The organism is Acinetobacter sp. LipI_19 (genome assembly GCF_058242925.1).
Genome location: NZ_JBZAYK010000001.1, coordinates 2,825,646 through 2,842,669, shown reverse-complemented (window position 1 = coordinate 2,842,669; position 17,024 = coordinate 2,825,646). Strand labels below are relative to the sequence as shown.

The window sequence follows — 17,024 nt, the reverse complement described above, 5'->3', positions numbered from 1 at the left end:
AGAATTGTTTAAAATTGAATAGATGTTAAACTTGAGCAAATTTGTTTGTTTTCAATTGATATGTCTTTATCTGCTAAATCTATCGCGATCGTTTACCACAGCCCATTTGGTCATACTGCAAAAGTTGCGAGTTATATTGCACAAGGCGCAGTAAAGATTGGTGTAACTGTCCATACCATGGATATTGAGCATATTGACTGGGATATTTTGGATCAGGCGAATGCTATTATTTTTGGTTCACCTACATATATGGGAAGTGTTACAGGTCCATTTAAAATGTTTATGGACTCGACATCTAAACGTTGGAAAAATCGTGATTGGCAGGGCAAGCTTGCTGCCGCATTTACCAATTCAGGTGGTTTAAGTGGAGATAAGCTTTCCGTCTTACAACAAATTAATATTTTTGCTATGCAACATGGCATGTTATGGTCTGGATTGCCTTTAATGCCTACAGGTGTGAAGCCTACAGATTTAAATCGTATGGCGGGTTACTTAGGGTTAATGACACAATCAGATAATGCACCTGTTGAAATTACACCGCCCTCAGGTGACTTGCAAACTGCAATATGGTTTGGAGAATATATAGCATTACTCATAAATAAAATTGCGGTATGATGATGCATTGTAATTACATAAAAAAACAAAAAAATCATAAATAAAAATCCTTTAGAATCATTGTGAAAGTTGGCTTATATAGAAAAATACTGGATTCATTGAGTTATTGACTGTGTTAAGCCTATTTTTTACTATCATTTTCATATAGTTTTGACCAATAATAAAAAATTGAGCATATGATATGGATATTAAGGCTAGAAAAATTATTAAAATCATGAAGATGATTTTAATAAATGGTCTGTTGGTTACTCCGATTTACTGTTTTGCAAACACTTTTCAGTCTGAAGGATTAACCGAATTAACAGACAAGGAGCTTTCTAAAGTCAGTGGTCAGGCATTGATGAGTTTGAGTTATATTGCACCCAATGACTCGGTGAATAAGATGCAAGGACTAGGAGTTGGTTTTTATAAACTGGGCCTTGAAGCTGATCTTGAACTGAATGCCAATATTAAAAAACTACAATTGGGTTGTGGGGGCGCAAATGGTGCAGGTGGATGTGATATTGATATTGATAATTTGAGCCTTTCTGGTCTAGCAGATACCCGTGAAGGTCGTGTAGGTTCAAGTGCAAAACTGACTAATCCATTTATAGAATTTGCGATTAAAAATCCTGATACTGCTTCGACAAGAGAAGTGGTGGGTTTACGCTTAAGTGCTGAAAAAGCATTGGGTTTGTTAACAGCAGGTACTGAAAATTCAAACTCACCAAATGGTATTAATAGTCTAAGTGGTGCTTTAAAAATTAAAGCAACAACAGGCATTGCTAATACAACTGCAAGGAATTTACAATATGCTGATACAGATATGTCTATTAAAGGTAATATCAAACTAGGCATTCTTCCAACAGCAAGTTTTCAGACAAATGACTATAATCTAGGGCTACAATCTACTGGCGCTACATTAGCAATTAATGGGAAAACTTTATACGGAAATCGTATGAATAGTGCCCTTTTAACTGGAACAGCTAAAATTGATGAGCTATTTTTCAATGGTTCAATTAAGCCAATTCTTGCAGGTATTGATTTATCTTTTTTAACATTAAATGCCAGTGGGAGTATTTCTGGTTTAACTGCAAATTTAGATATTAATCAAAGCTTAGGATACATTCACAAGCTACAATTGAATAATCCATTTTCTTTATCATTACAGCAACAATCAGTGTGGTGGCCAAACGCGGAAATTGCAGCACAAAGAGGATGGTGGCTAGCAATTGAAGATGAAATTGATATTGGCAAAGTGACACCATCGAATACAATTGATGTGACGAATGATGTTTTGAAACAAGTTGTACCTAGTTTAAATGAATACCTTGCTAAATCTGAGAATACAGTGAAATGTCCTGGTGTAATAGGTTTATCTTGTATTGCGAGTGAGGTAGCAATTGGGGAAATTAATTTGTCGGGCTCAAATCCATTATATTTTCCGATTAAAGATTTGAAATTGGCAACTCAGGATTTTGCTCCTAACTGTTATGGTTCTTTAAAATTTTGTTAAAAGATTGCTGCCAGAAAAAACCTCCATTTGGAGGTTTTTTATATTAATAAGGCATTATTTATGCATGATTCGCGATTTATCACGTTGCCAATCACGATCTTTTTCAGTTGCACGTTTGTCATGTAACTGCTTACCTTTTACCAAAGCAATCTCCAGTTTTGCCAAATGACCTTTCCAGTAACATGCTAAAGGGACACAGGTATAACCTTTTTGATTGACAGCACCAAGTAACTTTTCAAGTTCACGACGCGAGAGCAACAGTTTACGCGTGCGTGTTGCTTCAGGGACGACATGAGTAGATGCTGAAAGTAAAGGTTGAATTTGAGCACCGAAGAGAAATGCCTCGTTATTTTTAAAGGTGATATAGCTTTCAGTAATGGTCATCCGTCCAGCACGTAATGACTTGACTTCCCAACCTTGTAAAGAAAGCCCAGCTTCAAATTTTTCTTCAATAAAATAATCGTGGCGTGCACGTTTATTTTGTGCAATCGTCCCACTATTATTTTTTTTAACGACAATGTTTTTCGACATAATACAAATATTCCAAGAATAGCCTTATTTTGCCTCAAACTTGGCCTCAGGTGAAGTCATTTCACAATTAAACCCCAAGCTAAATCAAAAGAGGTTATTCGCTAATATTTAAGTTTTTGATAAACTATAGCCCTACATAACAAACTAGAGTACAAATGGATGTCTAAAACTCGTGTCATCTATCCAGGAACTTTTGATCCAATTACCAATGGCCATGTTGACTTAGTCGCACGTGCTTCAAGAATGTTTGATGAAGTTGTGGTCGCAATTGCAATTGGACATCATAAAAACCCAGTCTTTAGTTTGGAAGAACGTGTAGAGTTAGCAAAGATATCCCTCAAACATTTACCCAATGTTGAGTTTGTCGGTTTTGATGGGTTATTGGTAAATTTTGCACGTGAACAACATGCTACAGCAGTGTTACGTGGCTTAAGGGCTGTTTCAGATTTCGAATACGAATTTCAACTTGCGAATATGAATCGTCAGCTTGATCATGATTTTGAAACAGTATTTTTAACACCATCAGAGCAATTTTCATTTATTTCTTCGACGATGGTTCGAGAAATAGCACGATTGAAAGGTGATGTGGCAAAGTTTGTTCCTCAATGCGTTGTCGAAGCCTTCCATCGTAAACATCAACAAGGTTGGTAGTGTGTCTTTAATTATCACTGATGAATGTATCAATTGTGATGTATGCGAGCCTGTATGTCCAAATGATGCCATTTTTATGGGGGAGGAGATTTATGAAATCCATCCGAACCTATGTACAGAATGCGTTGGGCATTTTGATCAACCACAGTGCGCGCTTTTCTGTCCAGTCGACTGTATTCCGCTCGATCCGAACCATGTAGAGAGCCAAGAAGATTTGATGGAAAAGTATAAAAAACTAATTGCTCAAAAAAGCGCAAGCAATTAGCCAAGAAATTTGTTAGGATACGCCCCGAAGTGAGCCAGACGATCGCTGCTGTGGAGATCTCCGTGATTGAAGCAGGGGAGGAAAGTCCGGGCTTCATAGGGCAAGGTGCCAGGTAACGCCTGGGCGGTGTGAACCGACGGAAAGTGCAGCAGAGAGTAGACCGCCTTCAATATCGTTTCTTTTCGGAGAAATGGAAGGTAAGGGTGAAAGGGTGCGGTAAGAGCGCACCGCATGGCTGGTAACAGTTCATGGCATGGTAAACCCCACCGGAAGCAAGACCAAATAGGGATCCTATAGGCATGGCCCATGCTGGATCCGGGTAGGTCGCTTGAGCGTATGAGTGATCATGCGCCTAGAGGAATGATCGTTCTAGACAGAACCCGGCTTATCGGCTCACTTCGATGAATTTTATTTTAATTAGTGCTTGACGTAATATTGTTTACAGCAGATAATGCGCGCACAGTTTTAGGCTATGTAGCTCAGTTGGTTAGAGCACCGCACTCATAATGCGGGGGTCACAGGTTCAAGTCCCGTCATAGCCACCATTTTTATAGACCACGTTTCCAAAAACGTGGTCTTTTTTTATCTTCCAGATTTAAACTTTACAAATGGGACTTGGTTTTGTTAAAAACCAAGGTTCAATCCCGTACTATCTCCAATATAGGTTAGGCTACTTTTATGTGTCTTTTTATAATCATAAAGTGTTGTTTTTGATAATTTCGCCAAACCAAATTGATAAGAAAAGTTAAATTGCACCTGATTGATGTTGTATTGCGTTAAAACTTCAGCGTGTTGTCGATCAATTTTTTCTAGCAATGTTTCAGCACTATCAATGTTATCCAGATAATCTGGCTGATTTACATTTAAAATTAAAACCTGATTTGTGGATTCAGCCTCTCCGATGAAGGTATGACGACTTTCAACTTGAGCATTTTTAATGTCATGGGAGATTAAAGTAAAATCATTGGCTGACATTGCTTTGGTTTGGAAATAACCCCATAAATTGACGGAAAAAATAACAATTGTTAGCAGCGCAATGATGTAGTAATGAATATTCCATACAGCTTGACGTGGAATATTGGATTGAGCGTTTCTGAGTATTTGAGTTTCACTGAGTAGATCGTGAAGAGATTGTTGGCTATTTCCATTAAAAATTGCCAAATAGAAGCAGGCAAAGACGATACTTTGAAAAAAAGCCACAAGCAGACTGAGTAAAAGATGCTGAGTTGAATATGTTTGTAAATAACCTGCAAAGCAAAATGGAATGATAAAGATGCTTGATCTAACTAGAGAGCGCACAAATGGAATTGAAGCACCATTTAAGTCTTTTACCCTAATTTTACAAAGGATTTTCCCAATGGTTTTACCATTTCCTATCTGACTGTTAAAAGCAGCAAAATAAAATAGACAGAGGAGCGTGCCTATACATTGGAAAATAAAAGGAGAATTTTCAAAATAGGGGTACAGTATTTTGCCCGTCACTAAACAGGCTACGCCGACGGTAATACAGTCGATGATAAATGCGAATAATCGAGGAAATATAGGGGCGGCTTTTTGAGTTTCAGTAGTAATTTTAGACATGGGTTTGGTTTAATTAAGTTTATGAAAATATTAATAATTAATTTAAATTTAACGTATTATAGGGTTTTTAATGAAAAATAACCAGAAAAATATTACTGAGCTATCACGCTTTTTAGCAAGATGTATTGAACTTTGAGTTATATTTTAAATTAGCAATTTATAGTTGATTTACAAATTTAAGGCATAAAAAAACCAGCTTATCGCTGGGTTCTTTATTGCACCATTTTAATAAGACTTAAAATGGTGCCCGAGGCCAGACTCGAACTGGCACGCTTTGTGGGCGGGGGATTTTAAATCCCCTGTGTCTACCGATTTCACCACTCGGGCATGTGCGCAATAATAAAGGACAGTTTTTCTCTTGGCAAGCGTATTTATGTCGATTTGCTTTCTTTTCAATCAATTCATGTGCTTATGTTTGAAAATAAAGCATTTTAAGCCGTTAAATGAGTATTTTGTCATGATTTTTTCATCAATTTGAGATTAAAGCGAAATATTAAGCCTTTAAATTGATTGGATAAAAAAACTTAGAGGAAATCAACTTCAATGCCAAACTCAATTTCACGCCGTGAACTTATTCAAAAGTCATTAGCCAGTTTTGGGGCATTATCTATACCAGTGTCGTTGACTGCTTGTGGCAGTGATAATAACGATTCAACATCTCCTACAATAAAAGTTGAATTTTTGCATGGTGTTGCCAGTGGAGACCCGTTAAAAGATCGTGTGATTTTGTGGACACGTATTACGCCACAGGATACGTCTTTGCGTTTAGAAGTGGTTTGGGAAACTGCCACAGACGATAAATTTACTCAAGTGATCAATACTGGAAAAGTACAAACAGCATCAGCTCAGGATTTTACTGTTAAGGTCGATGCAGACAAGCTTAAGTCTGGGCAAACTTATTATTATCGTTTTAAATTTGGTTCGGTGATTTCGCCAGTAGGACGTACCAAAACATTACCTGAAACTGCCAGTTCTGTGCAGTTTGCGGTGTGTTCATGTTCAAATTATCCTGCTGGCTATTTTTATGTATATAAAGAAATGGCAAAACAAGAGGTCGATGCGATTATCCATTTGGGGGATTACATCTATGAATATGGTAAAGATGGATATGCCACAGAAGAAGCGGTAAGGCTGGGTCGTACACTGGCTGCAGACAATGATAAAGAAATTATCAAGTTGGACGATTACCGTAAGCGTTATGCTCTTTACCATACTGACAACGATCTACAGGCTGCGCATGCACGACATCCTTTTATCGTGATTTGGGACGACCATGAACTGGCAAACGATGCATGGAAAGAGGGTGCAGAGAATCATCAAGCCAATGAGGGAAATTTCTTAGACCGTAAATTGGCAGCTTTACAGGCTTATTTTGAATGGATGCCGATTCGTCCTGTATCTGCAACAGATCATTTAAATATTTATCGCCAGTTTGACTTTGGTTCATTGGTACAATTAACTATGTTGGATACGCGTATTTTGGCACGCGACAAACAACTCAATTATGCTAACTATATGACGGCTTCTGGTTTAGATATTGCTAAATTTCAGACAGATTTAACCAGTACTACGCGTACACTGATGGGGTATACCCAGCGTGAGTGGCTACAAAAGAAACTGGCACAATCTACAGCAACTTGGAATGTGTTGGGGCAGCAAGTTTTGATGGCAAAAATGTTAATTCCTGCAGAATTGCTATTGTCATTATCTGCAATTACCAGTGGAAATGTTACTGCCGAAACTTTAGCAAAAATGAATCAACAGATCATCGAGTTAGTTACTTTAAAAGTCCGTTTGAAAGGTGGTGATCCAACATTAACTGCTGCAGAAAAAGCCCGTGTGACCACAGTTGCACCCTATAATTTGGATGCTTGGGATGGCTACTATGTAGAACGTGAAATTTTATATGGCACACTCAAAGCATTAAATAAGAAAGTTGTAGTGTTGGCTGGGGATACGCATAATGCATGGTCTGCTGACTTGCATACTCAAACGGGTGATTTTGTTGGGGTTGAATTGGCAACCAGTTCGGTCTCTTCACCAGGGATGGAAAAGTATTTAAGTATTCCTTTGGCACAGCTACAACAATTTGAAATGGCATTCACCACGCTCATTGATGAATTGAATTACACCAATTTAAATCAGCGTGGTTACTTAAAAGTCAGCTTTACAGCACAGCAAGTGCAAGCGGATTGGATTTTCGTAAATAACATCAAGGAAAAAACCTATTCAGTGGATACGGCTCGTGCCCATCAAGTGGTTTTAAATAACAATTTGGTTGATGTAAAGACTATTCAGAAAAGTGCATAAATTTTCTAGCCTAAAAAAGCCGAGTTTAGATCGCTCGGCTTTTTAACGTGATAGATGGATTACATCATACTGTCCATATAGGCATCTAAATCTTCATATTTATAGGTTTTACACATTTCATTTTCATATTTTAATAGTTCTAAATGTAACTCTAAAAACTTCACTAAACGATTTTGATAAAATTGATATTTCTCAGAATCTTTAGTCAAGAATCGCATTTTGAATTTTGCTTTTTTAGCCTGTTTATAAGCCCATAAACAGGTTTTTCGAATTTGTTGTAATTGATAATATTCGGTGTCTTTGGTGCTATCTCTAAATAAATTTTCTTTATAAAATTTGACAAAACCAAAGCTCATTGCAAAGAAAAATAACAGACCTTGCAGCAGGGTACTTTCTATAAAATAAAGATTGAGTGCTTGGAGGACGATCAGTACCGCAAGCTTAAGCGGAATATTATTGAGTTGTTGGTATAAATGAGTCGAACTGTGTTTTATTTGTTTGATAATGATGGGAACAATAATCATAAAAAATAACATAATCGCTAAAGCGGCAATGCCATTGGCTTGAAAGCTATCGAATTTAGGAAAATGATTTGCAATATACTGACCTAAACTAAAGTAGATGCTGCAAAAAATCATAATCGACAAAATCCAAGGAATAAACTCCTTTGCTTCATCTAAAAGCCCTTTGGTTTTAATTTGACTATAAAATAGAAAGTTGCGCTTAAATGCTTGTGGGTATTGTTGTTGTAATTGATTTAAATAGAGGGAAACTTGCTTGTTTTGAATCATATAGGCTTCGCTTATCTAAATTTCACTTTGGATATTAACATAAAAAACAATATAAAATTTTAGGCATAAAAAAACCAGCTTATCGCTGGGTTCTTTATTGCACCATTTTAACAAGAATTAAAATGGTGCCCGAGGCCAGACTCGAACTGGCACGCTTTGTGGGCGGGGGATTTTAAATCCCCTGTGTCTACCGATTTCACCACTCGGGCTTTACAAGATTGGAGGCGGAGGTCGGAATCGAACCGGCGTACACGGAGTTGCAGTCCGCTGCATGACCACTCTGCCACCCCGCCATGTCTTGGTGATGCACATATTAGCAATCTTTGAAAAAAAAACAATACTATAATTCATGCATATGCACATAAATTCAGCATATGGAAGAAAATTGTCTAAATAATCATGTATTATTTGCAAAATTGATTCATATCTACTTTGGAGATGTGCCGTGGCATTGGTATTGGATGGTCGCGCATTAGCGAAACAAATTGAAGCAGACTTGTTGACTCGTGTTGAAGCTATAAAAGCAAAAACAGGTCGTACCCCAATTTTAGCGACTATTTTAGTGGGTGATGATGGTGCATCTGCGACATACGTACGCATGAAAGGAAATGCTTGCCGTCGTGTTGGTATGGATTCTTTAAAAGTAGAGTTAGGTAAAGAAACCACGACTGAACAATTGTTAGCTGAAATTGAAAAATTAAACGACAATCCTGATGTTCACGGGATTTTGCTACAACATCCTGTGCCTGAAAAAATTGATGAGCGTGCTTGTTTTGATGCCATTTCACTTCAGAAAGATGTAGATGGCGTAACTTGCTTAGGTTTCGGCCGTATGGCAATGGGTGAGGTTGCTTATGGTTCGGCAACACCTGCAGGTATCATGACAATTCTTGAAGAAAATAAGATTGAAATCGCGGGCAAACATGCTGTTGTGGTGGGGCGTTCGGCTATTTTAGGTAAACCGATGGCAATGATGCTACTTCAAGCCAATGCAACAGTTACAATCTGTCATTCTCGCACACAAAATCTTGCTGAATTGGTAAAACAAGCGGATATTGTTGTTGGTGCAGTCGGTAAAGCTGAATTAATCCAAAAAGATTGGATTAAGCAAGGTGCTGTTGTGGTTGATGCCGGTTTCCATCCTCGTGAAGGTGGTGGTGTGGGTGATATCCAATTGGTTGGTATTGAAGAGGTAGCTGCAGCTTATACGCCAGTTCCAGGTGGCGTAGGCCCGATGACGATCACAACGTTGATACGTCAAACTGTGGAAGCTGCTGAAAAGGCGTTAACTTAAGTTCTAATTTATTCTGAGTACAGTGAAAGCCATGCATTCACTGTGCTTAAATCTAGCCTACATTTACACAGCGATATTTATTTTTCAGTAAAAGTAGGCAACATTGTCATTGGCTTAACGCGTTTAAGATGTACTTTTAAGTATTTATATTCGAGATTCAATAAGAAGTATTGTCTCAAACCTTAGCACATGACGTTACTGTCTATCGAATATGAGGAAGAAGCTGTATTTCCTCAATATCAAAATAATAATTTTGGTCATATTTTGCATGAGCTGTACTTATCAATTTCCTAAAGCCCCACAACATTTACTTGATGCTTTGCATGAAGTAATTCCTCAATGCGAATTATTGGCGCAGCAGTTGCCTGAAAGCCCAATTTCGTTATGGTTGATTCCACCTGTTTTTCCAACAGATCGTTTGGATGATGAGGTGATTCGCCGTATTTGGAATGATACACCGTATTGGATTTTTTGCTGGGCTTCAGGTTTAGCAATGGCACAATGGCTGATTGCAGAGCCACAGCATGTAAAAGATAAAATAGTGCTGGATTTTGGTGCTGGATCAGGCGTCGTTGCAATTGCAGCCAAAATGGCAGGTGCAAAACGTGTCATCTGTTGCGATATCGACCCAATTAGTTTGGATGCTTGTCGCGAAAATGCTTTGCTTAATGATGTAGAGCTTGAATATCTAGATGATTTATATAAATCAGAACAGGTTGATGTCTTATTAGCAGCAGATGTTTTATATGATCAATCTAACCGTTTCTTTTTAGATGAGTTTTTAAAATTTTCAACAGAAGTATGGGTGGCAGATAGCCGAGTGAAAAACTTTAGTCATCCAAATTACCAAAAATTGGATGAACGAAGCGCCACCACTTGGCCTGATTTAGATGAAGCCAAAGAATTCAGAAATGTGAGTTTTTATAAGACGCTATGATAGCGTCTTATTTTATTCTGTGATTTACACCTATCTAAAATCAAGAACAGGTATAACGTACAACATGTAAAGTGCTTGGACGGGTATCTAATGCTTGGCGTGTTGCATAATCTTCACTGTTATTTAGACTTGGTGTATTAGAAAGCCCAAATGATGTACGGCTATGTCCAAGTTGAACGCCAGCCTGATCTTTTGCTATTTGCGGATTGATAATTTCATTGGTGCTTAATACAGAAATTTTATAGTTTTTGTTTGCACCCAAAACTTTTTGACATGCACGCTGTAATTTATCAGCATCCAAATCACGATCTGCACGACCTGAAAGGGTGTATGCCAGTGTTGCACTATCTGCTGTTTGATTTTCAATCTGATAACCTGTTACGCCATTGTATTGACGAGGGGTTGTTTGACATGCAGATAAAGCTAAAACGATTAATCCTAAACCTGCATAAGTGATTTTTTTCATCTTTTAAAGTCCTAGCTTTTTGAATTATTTTTAGTATGCCATAGCTTTGCAATTTTCACGATAAGTGAATTGCGTAAATAAAACAGCTTTTTCATGTAAATAAAAAAGCTGTTTTAAATGAATTAGATTGCAAACTATAGTTTGAATTAATCATCCGTAATCAGGCTATGTTTTTTGCTATCTTTCATAAAAACATAGGTGATTAGAGATAAACTGATCATAAAGGTAATGTAATAGAAGAAATAGTTTTCATGCCCAGCATTTTTAAAGCTTAACGCAACTAATTCAGCCGTACCACCAAACACAGTGTTGGCAAGTGCATAAGGTAAGGCTACACCTAAAGCACGAATATGCGGTGGAAATAATTCAGCTTTTACAACCGCATTAATGGCTGTATATCCAGTTACAATGACCATACCACTCATACATAAGAAGAAAGCCGTTTTAGGATCCGTTGTCGAGCCTAAACTATTGAAAATAGGAACGGTAAATAACACACCGAGTACACCAAAAGTGATCATAATCGGTTTACGACCAATTTTGTCAGAAAGTGCACCCACTGCAGGCTGAATCAACATAAAAATAAAGATTGCGGCTGTGGTAATTTCAGTTGCGGTGGTTTTTTCAAAGCCAGAAGTGTTAACTAAATATTTTTGTAAATAAGTCGTAAATGTATTGAAAGCTAAGGTGCCGCCCGCAGTTAGCATAATCACTGTAAATGCTTGTTTAGGATACTTGGTGAATAAAGCCAAAGCACCAGATGTTTCACCGCCATTTTTTGCTTGTTGTTGCGCTTGTTTAGATGATTCTGTTTCAACGAGACCACGACGAATCCAGAACACAACAATTGCGAGTAATGCACCAATAAAGAAAGGAACACGCCATCCCCAAGCATGTAAGGATTCTTCAGAAAGATTATGTTGCAGGATAATCAGTACGCAGAGTGCAAGTAATTGACCTGAGATCAGAGTAACATATTGGAAACTTGAGAAAAAGCCACGATGATTTTTACCCGCCATTTCAGTTAAATAGGTGGCACTTGAGCCATACTCACCACCAACACTTAAACCTTGTAATAAACGCGCAAATAAAAGCAGTGCAGGAGCAAACATCCCAACTGAATCATAAGATGGCGCACAAGCAATGATTAATGAGCCAATACACATCAATGAAACAGAAAGTGTTAAGCCGGCTTTGCGACCTTTACGGTCAGCATAAATGCCCATGATCCATGCACCGATCGGACGCATTAAAAAGCCTAAAGCGAAAACTGCAGCAGCTTGGAGAAGTTTGACGGTTTCATTACCTTCAGGAAAGAACACAGGTGCAAAATAGAGGGTAAATGCGGCATATACATACCAATCATACCATTCGACTAAATTACCAGCTGAGCCACCTAGTATAGATTTGAAACGAGTTTTTCTATCAAGTTGCGAAGTGGCAGCTTGAGGAGATGAATTGGACAAGGCAATTCTCCAAAAGAATATGCAAAATACAGCCTGTTTAACTTTCATTTTGGATGAAAATCAAAGAAGAAAATCAAACAGAGAGAATTTAAGTAAGTATGACGAGGGGATACAAATAATTACAATGGTCGTTATACGCTTGAATGAAAGCAGACCTTATTAGACTTTGGTCTTAGCTGTGTTGAGAGCTCATTATTGTTCCAAGATGAGAAATTCTATAAATAAATGAATATTTTTTTAAAACAGGCATTTAATTTTAAATATTTTATAAATTATAAGAATTTATCTCAAAGTTAAAGCCTATTTATTTGCGTCTAAATGTATGGAATATAAACAATTTAGTAAGCTGAGTTGGATGAATTTAAAAATTTAATCTAGTCGTACAGTAAGTAGTCATGCTATTTATAGTAGCTAAATGTTCATTTTTGAAAATAAAACAATAAGGTTTCACATCTATGGACTTAATGATTCGACAACAGCAAACATTAGCATTGGTTAAGGCTCGGGGCTACATCAGTATTGATGAGATTGCACAGCATTTTGCAGTTACCCCGCAAACTGTACGGCGAGATATCAATCAATTGGCAGATGCCGGACTATTACGTCGTTATCACGGTGGTGCTGCAGTAGACTCAAGCGTTACCAATACAGCATATAGTCAACGGATCAGCCATAATTTAGCTGCAAAACAGCGCATTGCAACAGCTGTTGCAAAAGCAATTCCAGATCATGCATCTTTGTTTATCAATATTGGTACAACGACCGAAGCTATTGCCCATGCTTTATTGCAACATCGCGGTTTAAAAGTGATTACCAATAATTTAAATGTGGCAAAAATTTTGAGTATTAACGATGATTTTGAAGTGCTGATCGCCAGTGGGAAAGTGCGCCCTGATGGAGGCGTGATTGGGCAAGCCACCTCCGAATTTTTTAAGCAGTTTAAAGTTGATTATGCCTTGATTGGTATCAGTGGAATTGATGAAGATGGAACGATGCTCGATTTCGATTTTCAAGAAGTGTCAGTCTCGCAAGAAATTATTCTAGGTGCTCGGCAGGTATTTTTAGCAGCAGATGAGAGCAAGTTCGGTCGCCATGCAATGATGCGCTTAGGCCATCTTTCTGAAATAGATCGGCTTTTTACCAATAAAACCCCCACTGAAAATTATTTAAAACAAATTCATGCAGCAGAAGTAGCTTTAACTGTGGTTTAGGCTAAGTTTTAAACCCATAGTGAAAACATGATAAACGTGAAATTGATCATTTTTTGATAGACATTGATTAAAAAACTATCTATTATTTTCTTAAATGAAAACAAATGAAAATATATTTTCAAAAATGATTGTGAATATATGCAAATGATCAAAGGTGGTGGCGTTTATGACACAAATCAATGAGCAACAAGCTTACTATGATATTGCTGTAATTGGTGGTGGAATAAATGGTGTTGGTATTGCCAATGATGCTGCTGGGCGTGGTTTATCTGTGTTCTTGTGTGAAAAAGATGATTTAGCCAGCCATACTTCGTCTGCAAGCAGCAAGTTGATTCATGGTGGTCTGCGTTATTTGGAACATAAAGAATTTCGTTTAGTCCGAGAGGCTTTAGCGGAGCGAGAAGTCTTACTAGCAAAGGCACCACATATCATTCGCCCTATGCGTTTTATCATGCCACATCAGCCTCATTTACGTCCTGCTTGGCTGATTCGTACGGGTCTGTTTTTATATGATCATTTGGGTAAAAGAGAGAAGCTTGCAGGTTCACATTTGGTTGAGTTTGACCCTAATACCAGCCCACTAAAAACAGCGTTCAAACGGGGTTTTGAATACTCAGATTGTGCTGTAGATGATTCACGCTTAGTGATTTTAAATGCAATGCAAGCACGTGAGAAAAATGCCACTGTGGTGACCCAAACACGCTGTATTTCAGCACAACGAGAACATGGCTTGTGGACTATTCAGTTTGAAAATGAACAGGGTATTTATCACATACAAGCGAAGGCTTTGGTCAATGCTGCAGGACCTTGGGTTGCACAATTCATTAAGCAAGAGCTTCAGTTAAAATCACAATATGGGATTCGTTTAATTCAAGGCAGTCATATTATTGTGCCGAAAATCTATGACGGTGATAAAGCCTTTATTATGCAAAATGATGATCAACGTATCGTGTTTGCAATTCCTTATCTCAATCAATACACCATGATTGGCACAACTGACCGTGAATATTTAGCAGATCCGAATAATGTTGAAATTAGTCAGCAAGAGATTGATTATCTGCTTGATGTATCCAATGATCATTTTAAAGTGCAACTAACTCAAGCCGATATTATTCAGACATTCTCAGGGGTACGCCCGTTGTGTGATGATGAGTCTGATAATCCAGCAGCAATTACCCGTGATTACACTTTGGCTTTATCGCAAGATCATGAAAATGATGCACCATTACTTTCTGTGTTTGGTGGGAAGTTAACCACCTATAGACGCTTGGCTGAATCTGCAATGGAGCATTTGCAGAAGTTTTTCCCTAAAGCTGGAAAACCTTGGACTGGAAAATCCTTGTTGCCAGGTGCTGAGAATTTAATTTCTGTTGATGGGTTGGTTTTAGAAATTCAAAATAAAATCAAAGGGCTTGATCATGAAACTTCAAGCCGCTGGGCACATGCCTATGGAACCTATACATGGAAATTTTTAAATCATTCGACATCTGTTCATGAACTTGGTCAAGATTTTGGACATGGTTTATATGCCCAAGAGGTTGATTATTTGGTTGATCATGAGTGGGCGATCACCAGTCAGGATATTTTAAAGCGCCGTACCAAGTTATATTTAAAATTTACAGAAACTGAAATTCAAGTACTGGATGAATATTTGCTTGAATTGCATGAACGCCGCGTACAGAGAAATGTTGCCTAAGCAAAAATGGAAATATATTGCTTTGCTGAGGATGTGTTATGACCAATCAAAGGTATATAAAACGCGTCGGGTTTCAGGTTGGTAATACAATAAAATCGAATCTGCACCATGTGAACAATATTCCCAACCTGCAACAGCTGCAATAAAATAATAACGATTGCCATCGCGGTCAGAAATATGAACTTCTTGATCATCACGGTCTGCGTTGATGTAGCGTAAATCAAAATGTTGATCAATCGGATAAGTCCAGTTTCCACCGCCACATTCGCCGCCTAATTGGTCAAGCAAGGTTGTTGGAGAATTATTTTGATATTCAATGCGGGATGTTGAAATGATTTTTCCAGTTTCGGCAAAGCGCTGTTTAAGCTGCAAGTAATCTTCATGCATTTCTTTGTGATGGGTTTTTAGATCAGCCTCGCAATCAGGATTTTCTAAAGCAAAATATCTTTCGTTTGCTAACCATTCATATTGATTTTGTTGATTTAATTGCATAATGAACCAATTTTCATTGGCAAAAGTATCTGAAAATTCTGTGGTATCACTTCCGATATAGCCTTCATAAGGTTCAATAGCATTCAGCAAATGAATTTTTCCTTGCCATGCAGTATTTATTGCGGATAAATCAATTGAAATAAGCGGAAGTAAATGCTGTGCTAGAAATAGACTTGAAGGGGCGAAGACGACTTCATGGTCAGGTAACAATGTTAGATAAGGTTGAGCTGTGGTGATGTTTTTAATAGGTGTCATTACGCTTATTTTTAGATCATTGAATGATTAGATTAAATCATAAAAAAGACCGAACTCGTCGGCCTTTTTGCTCGGTTTAGTCAGTTAGCCATAAAGCGCCTAATTTTTCATCCCACTCACTTGGGGTGATGACCATACGACCTGCATTGGGGGTTAAGGTAATCTCACTGAAGAAAACATCGTCTTGAGATAATAAGAAATCAATTCGGCTATAACCATATTTAAAACAAAGATCTTCTGACAATTGAAGCATTTTATTTAATTTTTGCGGTCGTGCTAAACAGCTTGGCGTATTGTTTTTTAGATCAACGGTAAAGGGTTGCAGAATCCAAGATGTGTCATACATATTTGAATAATCTATACCTTTGCTATCTTGTACATCGACTTCAAGATATCGAGGCTGACCTTCAAAACAATGAACACGACATGTTGTAATTGTGAACTTATTGTTTTGATCAGTAAATAAATCAATATGTTGTTCGGCCAAAATTAAAGGAACAATATCTTTGTAATGCCATTCTCGTTTTCTAAAATACATATTTTGTTTAAGGTGGTGATTGAGTTTGTGCTGCGCTTTTTTGATATCAAATTGCGCTTTATCGTTACAGACAATCGCACTGCCACTGTCATGATTGCATTTTAAAACAAACTTGTTGGGAAGTTGATTAAAGTCAATTTCCTCAAAGCATTTATATACGCCAATCAGTGGAACGAAATGGGAACAACAAATTTTATCTGAAATGATTTCTCGTACTGCAAATTTATCCGCCAATTTTGTATGTAAGGGTACTCTTTCATAGATCATTCTGGCGGTGACTTTTTCATTGAAACTTTTAGGCTGATCAAAGTTCGGGGTATAACCCAATTTAGCAATAAATCTTTTGGTGAGATAGCGTCTATCTGAGACAAATTTGGCTCTAATCACTTTTGCCGAATAAATAATATTTTCAATCATGATTAAAAAAAAT

At 37.6% G+C, this 17,024-nt stretch carries 16 protein-coding genes, 4 tRNA genes and 1 other RNA gene; 11 read left to right on the top strand and 10 right to left on the bottom strand.

Going from position 1 to position 17,024, the window contains the following annotated elements; translation table 11 throughout:
• Positions 1-60 precede the first annotated feature (60 nt).
• The gene (locus AC4CVF_RS13830) at positions 61-615 is read left to right on the top strand and encodes a flavodoxin family protein (RefSeq protein ID WP_419327634.1); all 555 of its coding nucleotides are present in this window, start codon (positions 61-63) and stop codon (positions 613-615) included.
• 181 nt (positions 616-796) lie between these two features.
• Positions 797-2,110, top strand: coding sequence for a hypothetical protein (locus AC4CVF_RS13825; RefSeq protein ID WP_419819538.1), 1,314 nt, complete (start codon positions 797-799; stop codon positions 2,108-2,110).
• A gap of 54 nt (positions 2,111-2,164) precedes the next feature.
• Here AC4CVF_RS13825 and smpB read toward each other — a convergent pair whose 3' ends face one another.
• Positions 2,165-2,641, bottom strand: coding sequence for an SsrA-binding protein SmpB (gene smpB / locus AC4CVF_RS13820; protein ID WP_004722477.1), 477 nt, complete (start codon positions 2,639-2,641; stop codon positions 2,165-2,167).
• A 159-nt stretch (positions 2,642-2,800) separates the two neighbouring features.
• Between smpB and coaD the strand changes: the two genes are divergently transcribed.
• From coaD to AC4CVF_RS13800, 4 genes are all read left to right on the top strand, one after another.
• Positions 2,801-3,292: a pantetheine-phosphate adenylyltransferase gene (gene coaD, locus AC4CVF_RS13815; RefSeq protein WP_004722475.1), complete on the top strand. Its 492-nt coding sequence runs from the start codon at positions 2,801-2,803 to the stop codon at positions 3,290-3,292.
• Between the two features lies 1 nt (position 3,293).
• Positions 3,294-3,557 carry a YfhL family 4Fe-4S dicluster ferredoxin gene (locus AC4CVF_RS13810; protein WP_336952742.1) on the top strand — a complete coding sequence of 88 codons (264 nt, stop codon included), beginning with the start codon at positions 3,294-3,296 and terminating at the stop codon, positions 3,555-3,557.
• A 26-nt stretch (positions 3,558-3,583) separates the two neighbouring features.
• Positions 3,584-3,961: RNase P RNA component class A (rnpB, locus tag AC4CVF_RS13805), an RNA gene on the top strand.
• 64 nt (positions 3,962-4,025) lie between these two features.
• Positions 4,026-4,102: transfer RNA gene (locus AC4CVF_RS13800), tRNA-Met, on the top strand.
• Between the two features lie 79 nt (positions 4,103-4,181).
• Here AC4CVF_RS13800 and AC4CVF_RS13795 read toward each other — a convergent pair.
• On the bottom strand, positions 4,182-5,138 hold the full coding sequence (locus AC4CVF_RS13795) for an RDD family protein (protein WP_336952740.1): 957 nt from the start codon (positions 5,136-5,138) through the stop codon (positions 4,182-4,184).
• A 241-nt stretch (positions 5,139-5,379) separates the two neighbouring features.
• Positions 5,380-5,465: transfer RNA gene (locus tag AC4CVF_RS13790), tRNA-Leu, on the bottom strand.
• Between the two features lie 216 nt (positions 5,466-5,681).
• On the opposite strand from AC4CVF_RS13790, the gene AC4CVF_RS13785 reads away from it, so the two are divergent.
• Positions 5,682-7,448 carry an alkaline phosphatase D family protein gene (locus AC4CVF_RS13785; protein ID WP_490789611.1) on the top strand — a complete coding sequence of 589 codons (1,767 nt, stop codon included), beginning with the start codon at positions 5,682-5,684 and terminating at the stop codon, positions 7,446-7,448.
• Positions 7,449-7,507: 59 nt separating this feature from the next.
• Here AC4CVF_RS13785 and AC4CVF_RS13780 read toward each other — a convergent pair whose 3' ends face one another.
• The 3 genes from AC4CVF_RS13780 to AC4CVF_RS13770 all read right to left on the bottom strand — a co-directional run bounded on the left by AC4CVF_RS13780 (position 7,508) and on the right by AC4CVF_RS13770 (position 8,532).
• Complete coding sequence (locus tag AC4CVF_RS13780) at positions 7,508-8,239, bottom strand: hypothetical protein (protein ID WP_490789610.1); 732 nt, start codon at positions 8,237-8,239, stop codon at positions 7,508-7,510.
• Between the two features lie 123 nt (positions 8,240-8,362).
• Positions 8,363-8,448 (bottom strand) — tRNA-Leu (locus AC4CVF_RS13775).
• A 10-nt stretch (positions 8,449-8,458) separates the two neighbouring features.
• Positions 8,459-8,532: transfer RNA gene (locus AC4CVF_RS13770), tRNA-Cys, on the bottom strand.
• A gap of 152 nt (positions 8,533-8,684) precedes the next feature.
• Between AC4CVF_RS13770 and folD the strand changes: the two genes are divergently transcribed.
• Together folD and AC4CVF_RS13760 are read left to right on the top strand one after the other, a co-directional pair.
• Positions 8,685-9,533 carry a bifunctional methylenetetrahydrofolate dehydrogenase/methenyltetrahydrofolate cyclohydrolase FolD gene (gene folD, locus AC4CVF_RS13765; RefSeq protein WP_490789609.1) on the top strand — a complete coding sequence of 283 codons (849 nt, stop codon included), beginning with the start codon at positions 8,685-8,687 and terminating at the stop codon, positions 9,531-9,533.
• Positions 9,534-9,801: 268 nt separating this feature from the next.
• Positions 9,802-10,470, top strand: a complete 669-nt coding sequence (locus tag AC4CVF_RS13760) for a class I SAM-dependent methyltransferase (RefSeq protein WP_336952733.1) — start codon at positions 9,802-9,804, stop codon at positions 10,468-10,470.
• A gap of 40 nt (positions 10,471-10,510) precedes the next feature.
• On the opposite strand, the gene AC4CVF_RS13755 is transcribed toward AC4CVF_RS13760, so the two are convergent.
• Together AC4CVF_RS13755 and AC4CVF_RS13750 are read right to left on the bottom strand one after the other, a co-directional pair.
• Positions 10,511-10,936: a hypothetical protein gene (locus tag AC4CVF_RS13755; protein ID WP_336952731.1), complete on the bottom strand. Its 426-nt coding sequence runs from the start codon at positions 10,934-10,936 to the stop codon at positions 10,511-10,513.
• Between the two features lie 146 nt (positions 10,937-11,082).
• Positions 11,083-12,402 carry an MFS transporter gene (locus AC4CVF_RS13750; RefSeq protein WP_336952729.1) on the bottom strand — a complete coding sequence of 440 codons (1,320 nt, stop codon included), beginning with the start codon at positions 12,400-12,402 and terminating at the stop codon, positions 11,083-11,085.
• 455 nt (positions 12,403-12,857) lie between these two features.
• On the opposite strand from AC4CVF_RS13750, the gene AC4CVF_RS13745 reads away from it, so the two are divergent.
• The gene (locus tag AC4CVF_RS13745) at positions 12,858-13,613 is read left to right on the top strand and encodes a DeoR/GlpR family DNA-binding transcription regulator (protein ID WP_336952728.1); all 756 of its coding nucleotides are present in this window, start codon (positions 12,858-12,860) and stop codon (positions 13,611-13,613) included.
• A 166-nt stretch (positions 13,614-13,779) separates the two neighbouring features.
• On the top strand, positions 13,780-15,309 hold the full coding sequence (gene glpD, locus AC4CVF_RS13740) for a glycerol-3-phosphate dehydrogenase (protein WP_483770217.1): 1,530 nt from the start codon (positions 13,780-13,782) through the stop codon (positions 15,307-15,309).
• Positions 15,310-15,345: 36 nt separating this feature from the next.
• Here the strand turns inward: glpD and AC4CVF_RS13735 are convergent, their stop codons facing one another.
• Together AC4CVF_RS13735 and AC4CVF_RS13730 are read right to left on the bottom strand one after the other, a co-directional pair.
• On the bottom strand, positions 15,346-16,056 hold the full coding sequence (locus AC4CVF_RS13735; protein ID WP_490789608.1) for a hypothetical protein: 711 nt from the start codon (positions 16,054-16,056) through the stop codon (positions 15,346-15,348).
• A 76-nt stretch (positions 16,057-16,132) separates the two neighbouring features.
• Positions 16,133-17,011 carry an ATP-grasp fold amidoligase family protein gene (locus AC4CVF_RS13730; protein WP_336952724.1) on the bottom strand — a complete coding sequence of 293 codons (879 nt, stop codon included), beginning with the start codon at positions 17,009-17,011 and terminating at the stop codon, positions 16,133-16,135.
• Positions 17,012-17,024: the final 13 nt, after the last annotated feature.

Excerpts from the sequence above, each read along its gene's own strand:
- AC4CVF_RS13830 (WP_419327634.1), top strand. The coding sequence starts at position 61 with ATGTCTTTATCTGCTAAATCTATCGCGATCGTTTACCACAGCCCATTT.
- AC4CVF_RS13825 (WP_419819538.1), top strand. The coding sequence starts at position 797 with ATGGATATTAAGGCTAGAAAAATTATTAAAATCATGAAGATGATTTTA.
- smpB (WP_004722477.1), bottom strand. The coding sequence starts at position 2,641 with ATGTCGAAAAACATTGTCGTTAAAAAAAATAATAGTGGGACGATTGCA.
- coaD (WP_004722475.1), top strand. The coding sequence starts at position 2,801 with ATGTCTAAAACTCGTGTCATCTATCCAGGAACTTTTGATCCAATTACC.
- AC4CVF_RS13795 (WP_336952740.1), bottom strand. The coding sequence starts at position 5,138 with ATGTCTAAAATTACTACTGAAACTCAAAAAGCCGCCCCTATATTTCCT.
- AC4CVF_RS13785 (WP_490789611.1), top strand. The coding sequence starts at position 5,682 with ATGCCAAACTCAATTTCACGCCGTGAACTTATTCAAAAGTCATTAGCC.
- AC4CVF_RS13780 (WP_490789610.1), bottom strand. The coding sequence starts at position 8,239 with ATGATTCAAAACAAGCAAGTTTCCCTCTATTTAAATCAATTACAACAA.
- AC4CVF_RS13760 (WP_336952733.1), top strand. The coding sequence starts at position 9,802 with ATGAGCTGTACTTATCAATTTCCTAAAGCCCCACAACATTTACTTGAT.
- AC4CVF_RS13755 (WP_336952731.1), bottom strand. The coding sequence starts at position 10,936 with ATGAAAAAAATCACTTATGCAGGTTTAGGATTAATCGTTTTAGCTTTA.
- AC4CVF_RS13745 (WP_336952728.1), top strand. The coding sequence starts at position 12,858 with ATGGACTTAATGATTCGACAACAGCAAACATTAGCATTGGTTAAGGCT.
- glpD (WP_483770217.1), top strand. The coding sequence starts at position 13,780 with ATGACACAAATCAATGAGCAACAAGCTTACTATGATATTGCTGTAATT.
- AC4CVF_RS13735 (WP_490789608.1), bottom strand. The coding sequence starts at position 16,056 with ATGACACCTATTAAAAACATCACCACAGCTCAACCTTATCTAACATTG.
- AC4CVF_RS13730 (WP_336952724.1), bottom strand. The coding sequence starts at position 17,011 with ATGATTGAAAATATTATTTATTCGGCAAAAGTGATTAGAGCCAAATTT.